9 protein-coding genes are annotated in these 14554 nt (G+C 36.5%); 4 read left to right on the plus strand and 5 right to left on the minus strand.

The window, feature by feature from the left end; all coding sequences use genetic code 11:
- Positions 1 to 309 precede the first annotated feature (309 nt).
- From GPDM_RS00275 to GPDM_RS00285, 3 genes are all read left to right on the plus strand, one after another.
- Positions 310 to 2754 (plus strand): EAL domain-containing protein, encoded by a 2445-nt coding sequence (locus tag GPDM_RS00275; RefSeq protein WP_008427762.1) that lies wholly within the window; start codon positions 310 to 312, stop codon positions 2752 to 2754.
- Positions 2755 to 3018: 264 nt separating this feature from the next.
- The gene (gene katG, locus GPDM_RS00280) at positions 3019 to 5235 is read left to right on the plus strand and encodes a catalase/peroxidase HPI (RefSeq protein WP_008427765.1); all 2217 of its coding nucleotides are present in this window, start codon (positions 3019 to 3021) and stop codon (positions 5233 to 5235) included.
- A gap of 92 nt (positions 5236 to 5327) precedes the next feature.
- Complete coding sequence (locus GPDM_RS00285) at positions 5328 to 6527, plus strand: hypothetical protein (RefSeq protein ID WP_008427767.1); 1200 nt, start codon at positions 5328 to 5330, stop codon at positions 6525 to 6527.
- 83 nt (positions 6528 to 6610) lie between these two features.
- Here the strand turns inward: GPDM_RS00285 and GPDM_RS00290 are convergent, their stop codons facing one another.
- The 3 genes from GPDM_RS00290 to GPDM_RS00300 form a co-directional block, all read right to left on the minus strand.
- A complete protein-coding gene (locus tag GPDM_RS00290) occupies positions 6611 to 7546 on the minus strand; it encodes an NADP-dependent oxidoreductase (RefSeq protein ID WP_008427770.1) in 936 nt (311 codons plus the stop codon).
- Positions 7547 to 7599: 53 nt separating this feature from the next.
- Positions 7600 to 8709, minus strand: coding sequence for an oxidoreductase (locus tag GPDM_RS00295; protein ID WP_008427771.1), 1110 nt, complete (start codon positions 8707 to 8709; stop codon positions 7600 to 7602).
- A 155-nt stretch (positions 8710 to 8864) separates the two neighbouring features.
- Positions 8865 to 9449 carry a TetR/AcrR family transcriptional regulator gene (locus GPDM_RS00300; RefSeq protein WP_008427773.1) on the minus strand — a complete coding sequence of 195 codons (585 nt, stop codon included), beginning with the start codon at positions 9447 to 9449 and terminating at the stop codon, positions 8865 to 8867.
- 325 nt (positions 9450 to 9774) lie between these two features.
- On the opposite strand from GPDM_RS00300, the gene GPDM_RS16265 reads away from it, so the two are divergent.
- Positions 9775 to 12186, plus strand: a complete 2412-nt coding sequence (locus GPDM_RS16265) for a bifunctional diguanylate cyclase/phosphodiesterase (protein WP_008427775.1) — start codon at positions 9775 to 9777, stop codon at positions 12184 to 12186.
- Between the two features lie 91 nt (positions 12187 to 12277).
- Here GPDM_RS16265 and GPDM_RS00310 read toward each other — a convergent pair whose 3' ends face one another.
- Both GPDM_RS00310 and GPDM_RS00315 read right to left on the minus strand, forming a co-directional pair.
- Entirely contained in the window at positions 12278 to 13489 is a 1212-nt protein-coding gene (locus tag GPDM_RS00310; protein ID WP_008427776.1) for a PP2C family protein-serine/threonine phosphatase, read from the minus strand.
- A complete protein-coding gene (locus GPDM_RS00315) occupies positions 13489 to 14334 on the minus strand; it encodes an alpha/beta fold hydrolase (RefSeq protein ID WP_008427778.1) in 846 nt (281 codons plus the stop codon). The genes GPDM_RS00310 and GPDM_RS00315 overlap by 1 nt, the downstream gene beginning before the upstream one ends.
- Positions 14335 to 14554: the final 220 nt, after the last annotated feature.

Genomic DNA, 14554 nt, shown 5'->3' on the forward strand with positions numbered 1-14554 from the left:
TTTGTACTAGAATAATACGGGTAAAGGTAAAGGCATTTATACAACTTTGGGCTAATAAACCAAAAGTGTATAGATGTCTTATTTTTTGCGGAATTATCGGAATCTTCTATTGAAATTTGGTGAATATACCTGTATTATGGATATAATTTAGTTCATTAGGTGTACTCTGTAATATGTCCTATATAAGCATAATGTATTGAAAAAACTTATAATTTTTACATTTTTGATTCTAAAGTAGGATAAATGACTAGTGGGAGAATCGTTCTTCTGTTTTTGGCATGCGTAATTAGTTAGGAAAGAGGTTTAACTATGGATTATTTTTTACTTAATGATTACATGCTGTCAATTGTAGTAGCCAGTATAGCTGCTTTTATAGGCGTTAGTATTATCATGAAAATCGATTTTGTTGATAAAAACAAAAACAAAGTGCGCATCACATCGTTTATGGCAGGATTCGTTATTTACTTTGCTTATCTTAATACATATTTCACCGGTGCTATGACTCCGATTAATTTATTATTGATTGTATCCATTATTCTTTTTTGTTCTTTTGCTGTTTATTCAGCGATTAGTACAATTTGTTATAAAGAAGTTACATTTCAGCGGTTGCTAATCGGTTCGATGATTTTTGCGTTTTGTATTAGTTTAGTCAATTACATTGATCTTAGAAAAATAATGATCGAAAATAATTTAGATATGAACCTTCTATTGTTTATCAGTGCAAACATTTTGTTGTTAGGAAATGCGATAGCCACATTCCGATTTATTCGACAGTTACGGAAAATAGAGAAAATCCATGTGAAGTGGATTATTTATGGAAGTGTAGCGATTGGACTTGCCTTTGCAAGTATTCGGTACACTTTGTTTTCGAGTATTACGCTATTTTCCAACTTTGATTTATTTAACAATCATGACATTGAAATCTATGACTGGCTTTACTTTAATAACACCTTATTGCCATTAACGATTAATATATTTGGTTTGGTGTTTTTAGAGTTGTTTCCAAGTTTTATTTCCGAGTTGTATAGCGAAAAGCAAAAAGAGCTTATTTATAAGAATAAGCATCAATACGAAGCACTTTTTGAAAACCAAGCAATTGCTATATTTTCAGTAGATGATAAAGGCGAAATCAATAAAGTGAACGAAGCGACAAAAAAAATAACAGGCTTTCGTCCAGAGGAACTAGATGAATATTCTTCCTTTAGTGAACTAATTGATGAACATCAACGAGCTGAATTTTTAAGTTTCCTAAAAATCGCATTTAATGGCGATTCCCAAATGTTTGAAACAAAATTACTGACTAAGTTCAAAAATCATATTGATGTACAAATTACGTTAGTCCCCAACTTTTTAGATGAAGAGTTGACGCACATAAATGTGTTTGTAAAAGATATAACGGAAATCGCAGAAGCAAGAGAAAAGATGCACCATATGGCATATCATGATTCTTTAACGCTCTTACCAAATAGACGATATTTTGTAGAAGAGCTAGACCGAAGAATTACTTATTCCACAGCTTTTTCGCAAATGGCTGTCTGTTTTTTGGATTTAGATCGCTTTAAATTAGTGAATGATATTTTAGGACATCAAATCGGTGATCAATTGCTTCAAGTGTTAGCCGATCGTTTCCGGTCTTTAGTAGATAAAGACGTAGTCATTTCAAGATTAGGCGGAGATGAATTTACTTTCCTTTTTCCAGATGTCTCAGACTATGAAGTTTTCCAAAAGCAATTAGAGGATATTTTGCTTCAAATTCAAACACCTTTCCTATTAGGAAGTCAAAATCAGGAGCTTTACATAACAGGAAGCATTGGGATTGCTCTATATCCTGAAGATAGCCGAGTTGGAGAAGACTTAATGAAGTTCGCAGATGCAGCTATGTATAGTGCTAAAGAAAAAGGGAAAAATATGTATGAGTTTTACCATAATTATTTAAAAGAAAAAAACCCTAAACAGCTATCGTTAGAAGCGGACGTAAGAAAAGCAGTTAAAGAAAAACAATTCGAGATTTATTATCAGCCCCAAATAGATTATGCCACAGGAAAAATGTTTGGTGTAGAAGCGTTACTAAGATGGAACCATCCAAAAGAAGGCCTAATAAAGCCAGAAGACTTTATTGCACTAGTCGAAGACAGTGAGTTAATCATTGAGCTAGGCGAATGGGTGTTAAGTGAGTCTAGTAAACAAGTAAAAAGTTGGCAAGAACAAGGATGCGAAGATTTGTATTTGAGTGTCAATGTCTCGATCAAACAATTTTTCCATCATAACTTTATTGGGAAGATTGAAGAGATTTTCGAAGAGACAGGCTACAATCTGGAACGGCTAGACTTAGAGATAACGGAAAGCATGGCGATTAAAGATGTAGAGTATGCAAAAGACATTTTTGATAGGTTAAGACATCTTGGCATTTCAATTAGTATGGATGATTTCGGTACAGGTTATAGCTCGTTAAACCATTTGAAGAATTTTTCCATCGATCGCTTGAAGATTGACGGCTCGCTTGTACGAGATATTGAAACGGATGAAAAAGCTAGAACGATTATTGATACCATTATTGTCATGGCGAGAAACTTAAAGTTGCTGTCACTTGCTGAACAAGTCGAAACAGTAGAACAAGAAGCGTATTTAAAATCAATTGGCTGCAACGAAGTGCAAGGATACTTATACTCAGAACCTTTAACCGGAGATAACATGGGTGAGTTTTTAACGAATAATTACAATGCTAGTTTATTAAACAGAGTAGACATTAGTTAAGCATTACGATAAAAAAAGTTCCTAATAAAAGTGCTAGACTTAAAAGTAGAAAGTTTACTTTTTAAGTTTATCACTTTATTTTTTGAGGTTCTATTTTGCTTTTTAGAAATAATAGCTTTAAATTGACAGTCTTATTGCTGTTCAGCTACGCTCTACTTTAGTATAATTCTAATGTAAGAATCATTTTTACACGAGTAACACATAGCGGTAATCGATTTTGATGAAAACAGACTATTTTTTCATACTACTAGGAGGTTATCTAAGATGGAAAACAATGAAGAAAAGCGCCACACAGCGGCAGGCGAAGGCCAATGCCCAGTAACAGGTGGTCATAAAGATAGTGCAATTACAACTTCAAACAAGCCAGGAAAAACGCAAAACAAAGACTGGTGGCCAAATATGCTGAATGTGAATATTCTTCACCAGCACGATACAAAAACAAACCCTTTAGGGGAAGAGTTTGATTACAAAACAGAATTTGAGAAATTGGATTTTGATGCATTAAAACAAGACTTGCATAAGTTAATGACTGATAGCCAAGACTGGTGGCCAGCAGATTATGGTCATTACGGCGGTTTGTTTATCCGTATGTCATGGCATGCTGCAGGTACATATCGTACTGCAGACGGTCGCGGAGGCGGCTCTACAGGAAATCAACGTTTCGCGCCGCTTAACAGCTGGCCGGATAACGTAAACTTAGATAAAGCACGTCGACTGCTTTGGCCGATCAAACAAAAATACGGCAACAAAATTTCATGGGCTGACTTATTGGTGTTAACTGGTAACGTTGCACTTGAGTCAATGGGCTTTAAAACATTTGGATTTGGAGCAGGACGCGAAGACATTTGGGCACCAGAAGAAGATGTGTATTGGGGCAATGAAAAAGAGTGGTTAGAAGACAATCGCTATTCTGGCGATCGCGATTTAGAAAACCCTCTAGCAGCTGTTCAAATGGGTCTAATTTATGTAAATCCAGAAGGACCAAACGGTAAACCAGATCCTCTAGGCAGTGCTGTAGATATTCGTGAGACATTTGCACGAATGGGTATGAACGATGAAGAAACGGTTGCACTAATTGCAGGTGGACATACTTTTGGTAAAGCACACGGCGCTGGGGACCCTGATCAAGTAGGGGACGATCCAGAAGCAGCGGTAATGGAAAACCAAGGTCTTGGTTGGAAGAGCTCATACGGCTCAGGAAAAGGCCGCGATACCATTTCAAGTGGTGTTGAAGGAGCTTGGACTGCCAACCCAACACAATGGGACAATGGTTATTTTGAGCAATTGTTTGAATACGAATGGGAATTGACTAAATCTCCAGCTGGCGCTTACCAATGGACAGCAAAAGATTTGTCTGAAGAGCAAATGGCACCGGATGCAGAAGATGCTTCCATCAAAGTGAAAACAATGATGACAACTGCAGACATGGCGCTTCGCAAAGATCCGGTATACGAAAAAATCTCGCGTCGCTACTATGAAAACATGGATGAATTTGCCGATGCATTTGCACGTGCATGGTTCAAACTTCTTCATCGTGATATGGGACCAAAAGAGCGTTACTTAGGACCAGAAGTACCAGCAGAAGAATTGATTTGGCAAGATCCAGTTCCAGCAGCATCAAGTACATTAACAACTGACGAAATCGATGAGCTAAAAGCGAAGATTTTGGAAAGTGAGTTAACTTCACAACAAATGATTAAAACTGCATGGGCATCTGCTAGCACTTACCGTGATTCAGATAAACGTGGTGGGGCAAATGGAGCGCGTATTCGCTTTGCACCTCAGCGCAACTGGGAAGTTAACGAACCAGAAGAGCTGGAAAAAGTACTAGCGACTTATGAAAACATTAAAGCAAGCACTGGAAACAAAGTGTCGATGGCTGACTTAATCGTACTTGGAGGAAATGTTGCAGTTGAACAAGCTGTTAAAGCAGCTGGGTTTGATTTAGCAGTGCCATTTACTCAAGGTCGTGGGGATGCACTTGAAGAACAAACAGATGCAGAAAGCTTTGACGTATTAGAGCCGATTTCAGACGGCTTCAGAAATTACCAGAAAAAAGAATACTCAGTTAGCCCAGAAGAACTGCTTGTTGATAAAGCACAACTACTTGGTTTGACTGCACCACAAATGACAGCTTTACTTGGCGGGATGCGTGCATTAGATGCAAATTACCAAGGCGCAACAGAAGGAATTCTTACACATAATGCGGGTGCATTAACAAATGACTTCTTTGTTACGTTATTGGATATGAACGTTGAGTGGACACCAGCTGAGTTTAACAAATACGAAGGAAAAAACCGTACAACTGGAGATGCAGTTGGTACAGCTACACGTTTTGACTTAGTATTTAGCTCAAACTCAATCCTTCGCGCAATTGCCGAAGTATATGCACAAGATGACAACAAAGAAAAATTCGCTCGTGACTTTATCAAAGCTTGGAACAAAGTGATGAATGCCGATCGTTTTGACTTGAAAAACTAGTTTTTAAAAATCCTGATCAGACTTAATAAGGCTGATCAGGATTTTTTTTAGCTAAATTTTTAGTACGACCATTAGTTAAAAGGAGTGACTAAATGAAGAAATTACTCGTACTTCTATTGACAGTGCTGGTTAGTCTAATAGGCTGTTCATCTGAGGAAGGTGTTCAAGAAGTGGAACAAGAAGCGGTTGATAACTCAGAAGAAACTAGTACAAATAAGGATTCAGAAACAACGATTAAACTAAATGGTATACCAATTCGTATCGAAGCAGAGAAAGTAAACAATGACGTAGATGTAGAGTTTACTGTTGTATTGGATAATGGGCAAATTCAACGATTTAGAGTAAAAGCGGAAAGTGATCAATTATCAGAGCTTACGGGAGAACAGGCTGCAAAAACCGATCCTCAACCAAAAGATAATCTAGAGATGACACCTCTTCTGTTAGAAGCAAATGAATTTGTTTATATCGATCAAAATGGCGATGTGGTTTTTTGGAATGAAGAACAAGAAATTGAGCGGCTTGCGATTAATGCGTTACCGGATTCAAATTTATTAGTTGATGACAAAAATCAAATTCTTGTGCTGACACAACCGTCTACTCGATATGATCACGGTATTTTTGGAGATCAAATAGAAGCAAGTGGCTTTGCAATTATTGATGGGAATAAAAGAGAAGTGGTTCAAGAAGCCTCTGTTCCTCAAAACGATGTCATTGAAAGCTTGAAACCAATATGGGTAGATTGGGATCAAAATGGAACAAAAGAAATTGTCTTAACGTTAAGCAATGACCAAGAAGGAGCAAGATTGGTGTTGTATGATGAAGCCGGTAAACAATTAGCTGAAGGCAAGCCCCTCGGTCAAAGTCATCGGTGGAGACATGCATTAACAGTAGAGGCATTTCATTCTAAAGGCAAATTAGAACTAGCGGAGATTACAACTCCTCATATTGGTGGAACTTTACAATTTATAGAATGGGACCAAGAAAGTAATAGCTTGAAAATAGTGGCTTCGGGGATTGAATACTCAACTCATTCAATAGGGAGTAAAAACCTCGATATGCATGCATCAGTGGATTCTAATTTTGATGATCAAATCGAGTTGTGGGTGCCAAGTCAAAGGAAAGATGAACTAATTGGTATTCAACGAACTGCTAATGGTTTTGATCCAATCGCACAATTCTCATTACAAGGTAATTTAAGTACAAACCTAGTTTCTGTAGCTACCGACAATCAGGCTATATTAGCCGCAGGTACTGATTCAGCGACGTTAACAGTATGGACTTTTGTTGAATAAGAATGTACAGTGCTAGTCATTAATCGAAAAAAAGCAGCTCTCATCTATTGATGGGAGCTGCTTTTTGAATGGTGTTAAAAGAATTATTTTAATGTGATTACAATTTTACCGCGAGCATGGTGTGTTTCGCTCAACGTATGTGCATCTTGCATAAACTCTTCAGTAAACTTAAACGTTTCTCCGACAATTGCTTTTAGTTCGCCGGCATCATACATGTCTGCCAGCTTTTGCAATTGTTCACCTTTCGGATCAAGCCACAAGAAAGCTGCTTCAACGTCATATTGTTTAGCTTCTTCTTCGTTTGGCGGTTGTGCAATTGAAACAAGTTTGCCTTTTGGTTTTAATACTTTGTAGCTGTTAGATTGAACTTCTCCGCCCATTGAGTCTAGAACGAAATCATAATCCTCAAGCATTTCACTGAAATCTTCTGTTTGGTAATTAATTACTCGGTCTGCACCTAGTGATGTTACAAACTCGTCGTTTTTTTCACTGGCTGTTGTTGTTACATAGGCACCTAGAGATTTTGCAATTTGAATCGCAAAGTTCCCAACGCCACCCGCACCAGCATGTATCAGCACTTTGTCGTCTTTTTTCACGCCGCCAAAGTCAACTAAACATTGCCAAGCGGTTAATCCAGCAAGCGGAATCGCAGCAGCTTCTTCAAAGCTCATTGAAGCCGGCATTTTAGCAAGTAAATTCTCATCTACGGGAACGTATTCAGCATACGTTCCTTGGTTTGTCGTTGCGGGTCTAGTGAAAACGCGTTCCCCAATTTCGAAATTAGTTACATTGCTTCCTTTTTCAACAATAACCCCTGCAGCATCCCATCCAAGGATAATTGGAAATTCAAATGGTAACATATCTTTTAAATAACCCGCACGCACTTTCCAGTCGATTGGATTGATCGATGTTGCGTGTATTTCAACAAGTACTTGATTTTCTTGAATTGAGGGTTTTTCAACTTCTCTTTCGGTTAATACATTTTTTTCTCCATATTGGTCAATAACAATTGCTTTCATTTGATAGCCTCCTATTTTACATCCCGATAAATAATTGGTTTTTTTATGCTAATTTAGTTTTGAGTGATCTCAAATTCTTTTAACGTTGCTTTTGGAAGAAGAGTTTTTTGAAAATCAAATACCTCTAATTCCTGTCCTGATAATATTTTATTAGGCCAATCTTGATTGGCAAGAGCTCCTTTACCGATTGTGACAAGATCTGCTTTGCCTTTACTAAGCAATGATTCAACAAGTTGAGGATTTTCTAAAGCCCCGTTGGCAATTGCCACTGTATTTCCGTATTTCTTAGCAAGTTCGACTAATGTTGAAGGAGACTCAGGAAATGCAGCCTCAGTCGCATTTGGTTCAGATGTATGAATATAATCGACGCCAGCTTGTCCAATTCGACTAAAAATTAGTTTAGCATCGTCAATTCCATTTGCCCATTTATAGTCAGCGTCGTTCACTTTGGCTTGAGCAATACGAATACCTACTGGGAAATCGCTTCCTACAGTATCACGTACGGCTTCAATAACTTCTATAATTAAACGCAGGCGGTTTTCTGTGGAACCACCGTATTCGTCGGTTCTATGATTTGTATAGTCGGTTAAAAATTGATCTAAAATATATCCATTTGCTCCATGAATTTCAACTCCATCAAAGCCAGCTTCTTTTGCGTTTTTAGCAGAGCTAACAAAACTTGTGATAAGTTGAGAAATATCTTCTTTTGTCATTTCTTTAGGCATTGAAAACTCACCTGAACCGCCGTAAAATGCCAATTGTTCTCCTTTTGGTTTAACAGCAGAAGGTGCCATCGTATCTTCTTTAAAGCGATTTCCTTGTGAAAGTGCTCCTGCATGCATTAGTTGTAAAAATATTTTCGACCCTTGTTTATGAACGGCTTGAACCACGGGTTTCCATGCCTCAGTTTGATCAGGGGTAGCAATTCCAGGCTGGTTAAAATAGCCTTGGCTATACAGCTTGTCAGTATAAGTGCCTTCGGTAATGATAAGGCTAAATCCACCTTTAGCAAAATTAGCATAATACTGAGCCATATCTTCAGTTGCTAATCCCGTTTCAGTTGCACTTGTTCTTGTCATAGGTGCAAGTGCAGCACGACTATCTAATGTGACATTTCCTATTTTTAATTCAGAAAATAATGTTTGAAATTGGTTATTCGTCAAAATAATCACCGTCCCTTTAAAATTTATAAGCGCCTCATATATATGAATTGGTTTCCCTTCAAAAGAAAGAGTAAACTGGGATAAAAGTTGTACCTACCAGTCGGTACAAAAAAGGATAACAAAAAAAGAAGAATAGAGTCAATTTTTATGATTCTCTACTCTTCATTTAAATTGTACTCGTTGCGAATAACATCAGTAATGTCATATAGAACTTGAATATCTTGTTTGTTTTTCATAAGCAAAATAGCCCCTTCAATCATAGCAATCATTGCCCGTGAATATTTTGCGGTATCAACCTTCTTATCCAGTTCTCCATGTTGCTGCAATTCATCTAAAGCTCGTTGGATTTTCTCCTCCCATTGTTTAAAAAAAGAAGAAATTTTATCTCTAAGTACTGGTTCGTGTTCACTAATTTCAATTGCTAAATTTCCTAAAGCACAGCCACTTTGAGCTTGATTTTCAAATTGCATAGCACACAATTTATCTAACATTTGGTTTAATCTCAATTTCGGAGCAGTTGGTTGATCCAAAACTTCTTCGAAAATGTCATGTTTCATAGTACCGATTAAATATTCTACAACAGCATCAGCAAGATCTTGTTTTGAAGTGAAATAATGATAAAACTGACCTTTTCCAATACCACTCGAAGTTAAAATATCACTTAACTTTGTATTTGTATAACCAAGAGAATGTATAAGTAATGAAGCTTCATAAATTATTTTTTCTTTCTTAGGTGTCATACAATCCTCTCCTGTACGGCGAATCTATAGTAGAAGTTTTATTTACTATAACATTTAACCTAGAAGATTTAAATATATGCGCTCACTTAATTCACAGCTAGCTTATAAAATAGTTAATCATATAAAATGATAATAAGTAGATATATTATACTAAAATTGTTTAAAAAAATAAGAGAAATGACTACGTATATAGTATAATCTATTAGGTATAAATAACTTTTTTTAAAAAGAAGTGTATTTTTCTTTTAACTTATTAGTTAGAAAATGTATAAATGCGAAAAATTTTCATGTAATCATGACGCAGCTAAGAAAGGTAGATTTCATTATGTTTAATGAAAAGGCATCAAAACGTAGATTAATGCTCTTATCTGTCGTCATATGCATCATACCTGTATTAATTTTGTATTTTATTAATGAGAAAAAATTTGAAGAGCTGTCCTTGGCAGAACTAGAAACCGAAAACAATCAAGTGGCGAATGCGGTTGATAAAGAGCTAGCAAAAATGCGCCAAACGGTATTATTATTAGCTAACAATCCGGCGTGGGAAAAGTACTATACCGAGCCAGAACGGAAAGAGTATTGGAAAGAACAGCAAGTAAAAGCATTCCAATATGTTAAAGAACAAATTCCTGAAACGGATGAAGCATGCTTTCTAGATGACACACATAACGGAGCAGAAGTCGTTCGAGTCGATGAAGTAGTTGCTCATAGTCATGATCTTTCGCCTTCTGAAAAAGCGCAACCATTTTACCAAGCAGCGATGGCGGTAAATCGCGGAGAAGTGTATCAATCTATGCCTTATGTGTCAGCAGATAGTAGGCGTTGGGTTTTTGGAAACGTAACCCCTGTTGTCATACAAGAAGATGGGCCTTCTAAAGGGAAGAAAGTAGGACTTATCCATTATGAAGTTAACTTATCGTATTTATCAAATGAATTAATAGATAGTGAAAACAACGACTTTGAGGCTTTTGTAGTGAATAATACGGGTGATTTAATCGCTAGTAGTGATGAAGAAAAAAGAGATTCTATTGCCGCGACAGTCGTGAAAGCAAATGATCTTTCTGAAGAAGAATTTGCAGAGTTCCAAGGAGCGGTAATGCTTCCACAAGTAAATGAACTGACTGGAAACTCAGAGCTATGGGACCAAATTAAAAACACGACAAATGGGACTCATGTAATTCAAAAGGACGGAAAAGACTATTTTGTAGCTTATGAAAATGTGAAATTTAGTGATGATATGAATTGGGTAGTAGGATTGATTAAACCAGTTCCCCGTAATGCCTTTTTATCATTTTCCAATGTATTGATGTACGTCACGTTTCTTATTTTGTTCTTATTTATTTTAGGGGCATGGGGCATTATTAATAAAATATTTAATGAAATTAATGGGTATCAAAAAGACCTTACAAAACAAGCTCATTACGATGCGTTAACCGAATTGCCAAATCGTGTCTTATTTCAAAAGCAAGTCGATAAACTAATCGACTCCATCAAGAATGAAAAAAACAACAAAGCCTTTGCTGTGTTATTTATTGATTTGGATCGGTTTAAAATAATCAACGATACAATGGGGCATTCGACTGGCGATTCCTTGCTTAAAGAAGTCGCCGGTCGATTAAAAAACTGTATAACGGACACCGCGATTGTCTCACGGTTTGGGGGAGATGAATTTACAGTCCTGTTTAGTGATATCAAAAGTAAAAAAGCAGTGCACGACATGGCAAGAGAAATAAATGAAACCATTTTAAAACCATTCTTATTAAAAAACAATGAGTATTATATTAGTACTAGTATTGGGATAAGCATGTATCCGGTAGATGGAAGCAATAGTGAACTATTGATAAAAAATGCAGATATAGCCATGTATAAAGCAAAAGAGTCAGGAAAGTCAAACTATGTTTTTTATCAAAATGAATTTAATCATCAACCAATAAGAAGGTTGCAATTGGAAAATAATATACGAAAAGCATTGGAGCTAGAAGAATTTCAAGTATATTATCAACCGAAACTAACAATGCCTAATGAAGAAGTTGGAGGAATGGAGGCATTGATTCGCTGGTTTCATCCCGAGATGGGGACAATCTCACCGAGTGAGTTTATCCCGCTCGCAGAAGAAACGGGGTTGATCAACCCCATTGGCAAATGGGTATTGCGCGAAGCTTGTATTCAAAATAAAAAATGGCAAGATGAAGGACTTCCGCCTGTAGTGATGGCTATCAATATTTCGGCCTATCAATTTCATTATGGAAGTCTTGTCCAAACAGTTACTGAAGTTTTAAAAGAGACGGGTTTAGAAGGCCAATGGTTAGAATTAGAGTTAACTGAAAGTCTGCTCATTAATAACGAAGAATACGTATTAAAGGCGATTGAAAGTTTAAAAAAGCTAGGCATTAAAATTTCAATTGATGATTTTGGAACAGGATATTCCTCTTTAAGTTATTTAAAGCGTTTTCCAATCGATACCATCAAAATCGATCGTTCTTTTATTAAAGATATTGTTGATAAAAAAGAAATGAAGAGCATCACACAAGCAATCATTACAATGGGACACGGTTTGGGTTGCAAACTCGTTGCAGAGGGCGTTGAAACAGAGGAACAAAAAGTGTTGCTGGAAACGTATAAAGTCGATCAAATTCAAGGCTATTATTATAGTGCAGCTGTTTCTAAAGAACATGCCACTGAAATGATCCGCAGTAATTGTTTTTTCCAATTGCGTGATGAGAATAAACAAGCTTGAAAGCAATCATATTCAATACAAAAAAGACTGTAGACACTCGAAAAGATTCAAGGGTGTCTACAGCCTGAAACGCTTGTATTTCAAGCGTTTTTTATTTTAAGTCGACCAGTATAAAGCATTGGTCGTCTTTTTTTAAATTAGTGTCTTTTTGGTCTTTAAGTGCTTGCAAAATCGTTTCTTTAAATTGCGTTAAAGAAAGTGCAGAATGCTTTAATAAGAGAGAATTTATAGGTTCAGGTTCGAGAGATTCGGAGACACCATCTGTATATAAGAAGATTCGAGAGCCTTTTTTATATGAAAAGGTCTTAGTCTTATAGTGAATGTTTTCAAAAGTTCCAAGAGGAGGAGAGCTTGCATACAACTCGAGTTGCTCCCCTTCTGGGTCTTGGTAGATTAATGGCGGATGTCCGGCATTAACATACTCAATTGTGTGGTTCGCCGTATCGATAAACAAATAAATAGCCGTACAATAATGCCACACACTTTCATTGCTAGGGAATAAGGTGTGTAAATGATTATCTAGCTCTTTCATGACCATGTTCGCTGAAACGCCTGTTGAAATAAGTCGCTGAAATAAGGATTGTAGCGACATTGTTATAAGTGCAGAAGAAATACCATGGCCCATTACATCTAGTAAGATAATACCGTATTGGTGATCATTAATTTTATAGAAACCATAAATATCACCAGACAGTCCACTTGAGGCTTTGTAATACGATTCTATGTGAATGCTGTCGTTACAAATTGGTTTAGTTAATGAACGCTCTTGTATTTTTTTGGCAAGTTGTAGTTCCCGGTAAGTGTCTAAATTATACTTTTGGTTTTGTTTATTGATTTCTAGAAGCTCTTTTTGATTGGCTTCAAGATCTCGAAGAGCAATTTCTAATTGAAGATGTGCCTTTTCCTTTTCTTTAAAGGCATCTTCGGCTACTTTTTTAGCAATAAGCAATTGATTTTCAAATTCATTTCGTTTTCGAATCGGAACAATAATACATGCAATCACCTGTTGGTTTTCTTGTTCATTTAAGACTGCATTAATAAGAACGGGGGTCTCCTCTTCATTTTTAGTGTTTAATGAGAGGTACATTTCTTCTACTCGATGTTGAACTGTTACAAGTTGCATAAAATATAGGTGAAAAAAAATACGCGTTGATTTGGTAAGAATAGAATTAATGTGTTGACCAACTAGTTCATCTGAAGTGTAATCAAGCACGCGAAGCAATGTCTCATTTACAGATAAGATGACACCATCTTTTGTAAGTGTAAGAAATCCACACGGTGCTTGGTTTAATTGTTCGTCCATTACGTAAGACCACCTACATCCTCTTTTTCCACAGAAACAGAGGTTTCTAAAAGATATTCGCGTATTAATTGTGCAGTTTCTTCGGGATGACTCATATGCGGGAAGTGACCTGTCGCGTTCATGTATTTAATGGTGCTAGCAGGTAAAGATTTGTTTATATATTCGCCGGCAGATTCTGGTGCAATTACATCATTAGCACATTGCAAAATCAATGCAGGAATCGTTACTTTTGATAAATCTTGTCGATTATCGGCAAAAAAGCAAGCTTCAGCAAAGTTGCGAGCAATAACCGGGTCGGTTGAGCAAAAACGATCTTCAATATCTTTTTCTATATCCGGCAGATCTGGGTTATTTAAAGCGGTTGCAGAAAAAACAGTTGCCCAACCTATATAATTTTTAGCCATTAAGTCCATTAATCCAAGCAAGTCCTCTTTTTCAAAACCACCAATATATCCAGGCGGATCATTTAAGTAACAAGCAGAGGGGCCAATCATAATAAGTTGAGAAAAATATACTGGCTCACGTAATGAAGCAAGCATCCCAATCGTGGCTCCCACGGAATGGCCAACTAATATAACGTCTTTTAAATTTAAAGCGGAACACACGTCCAATACATCTTGTACGTACCCTGAAAGTTTACTGTATTTATCAGAATCATATGCCTTAACATCTGAAAGTCCGAGTCCTACATAATCAAATAAAATAACTTGATAATCTTTTTCAAATGATTTGGAGATTAAACTCCAAACAGTTTGGTCGCAGCCAAATCCAGGCGCAAATAACATGGCTTGTTTTCCGGAACCTGTAATTTTCACGTTGTTTCGAGTTAAGACATTCTGGGTCATCGTAAACCTCCTTCAGTCGTTATAATAATAAATGTATTCATATACTATTCATAATAACATTTTCGCGCTGTTAACACGAAGTAAGTAGTATTAAAAAGGCCTTTTATTGACCTAGTCAATGAGGAAAGTTACAAAGATATCATGTAAGTTCAAATAACAAAATTTTTGTTAAAGATTTTAGTACAATAGGAGTTTATCAATAAATTCCACTAAAATGTAG

Source organism: Planococcus donghaensis MPA1U2 (assembly GCF_000189395.1).
GTDB classification, from domain to species: Bacteria; Bacillota; Bacilli; order Bacillales_A; family Planococcaceae; genus Planococcus; species Planococcus donghaensis_B.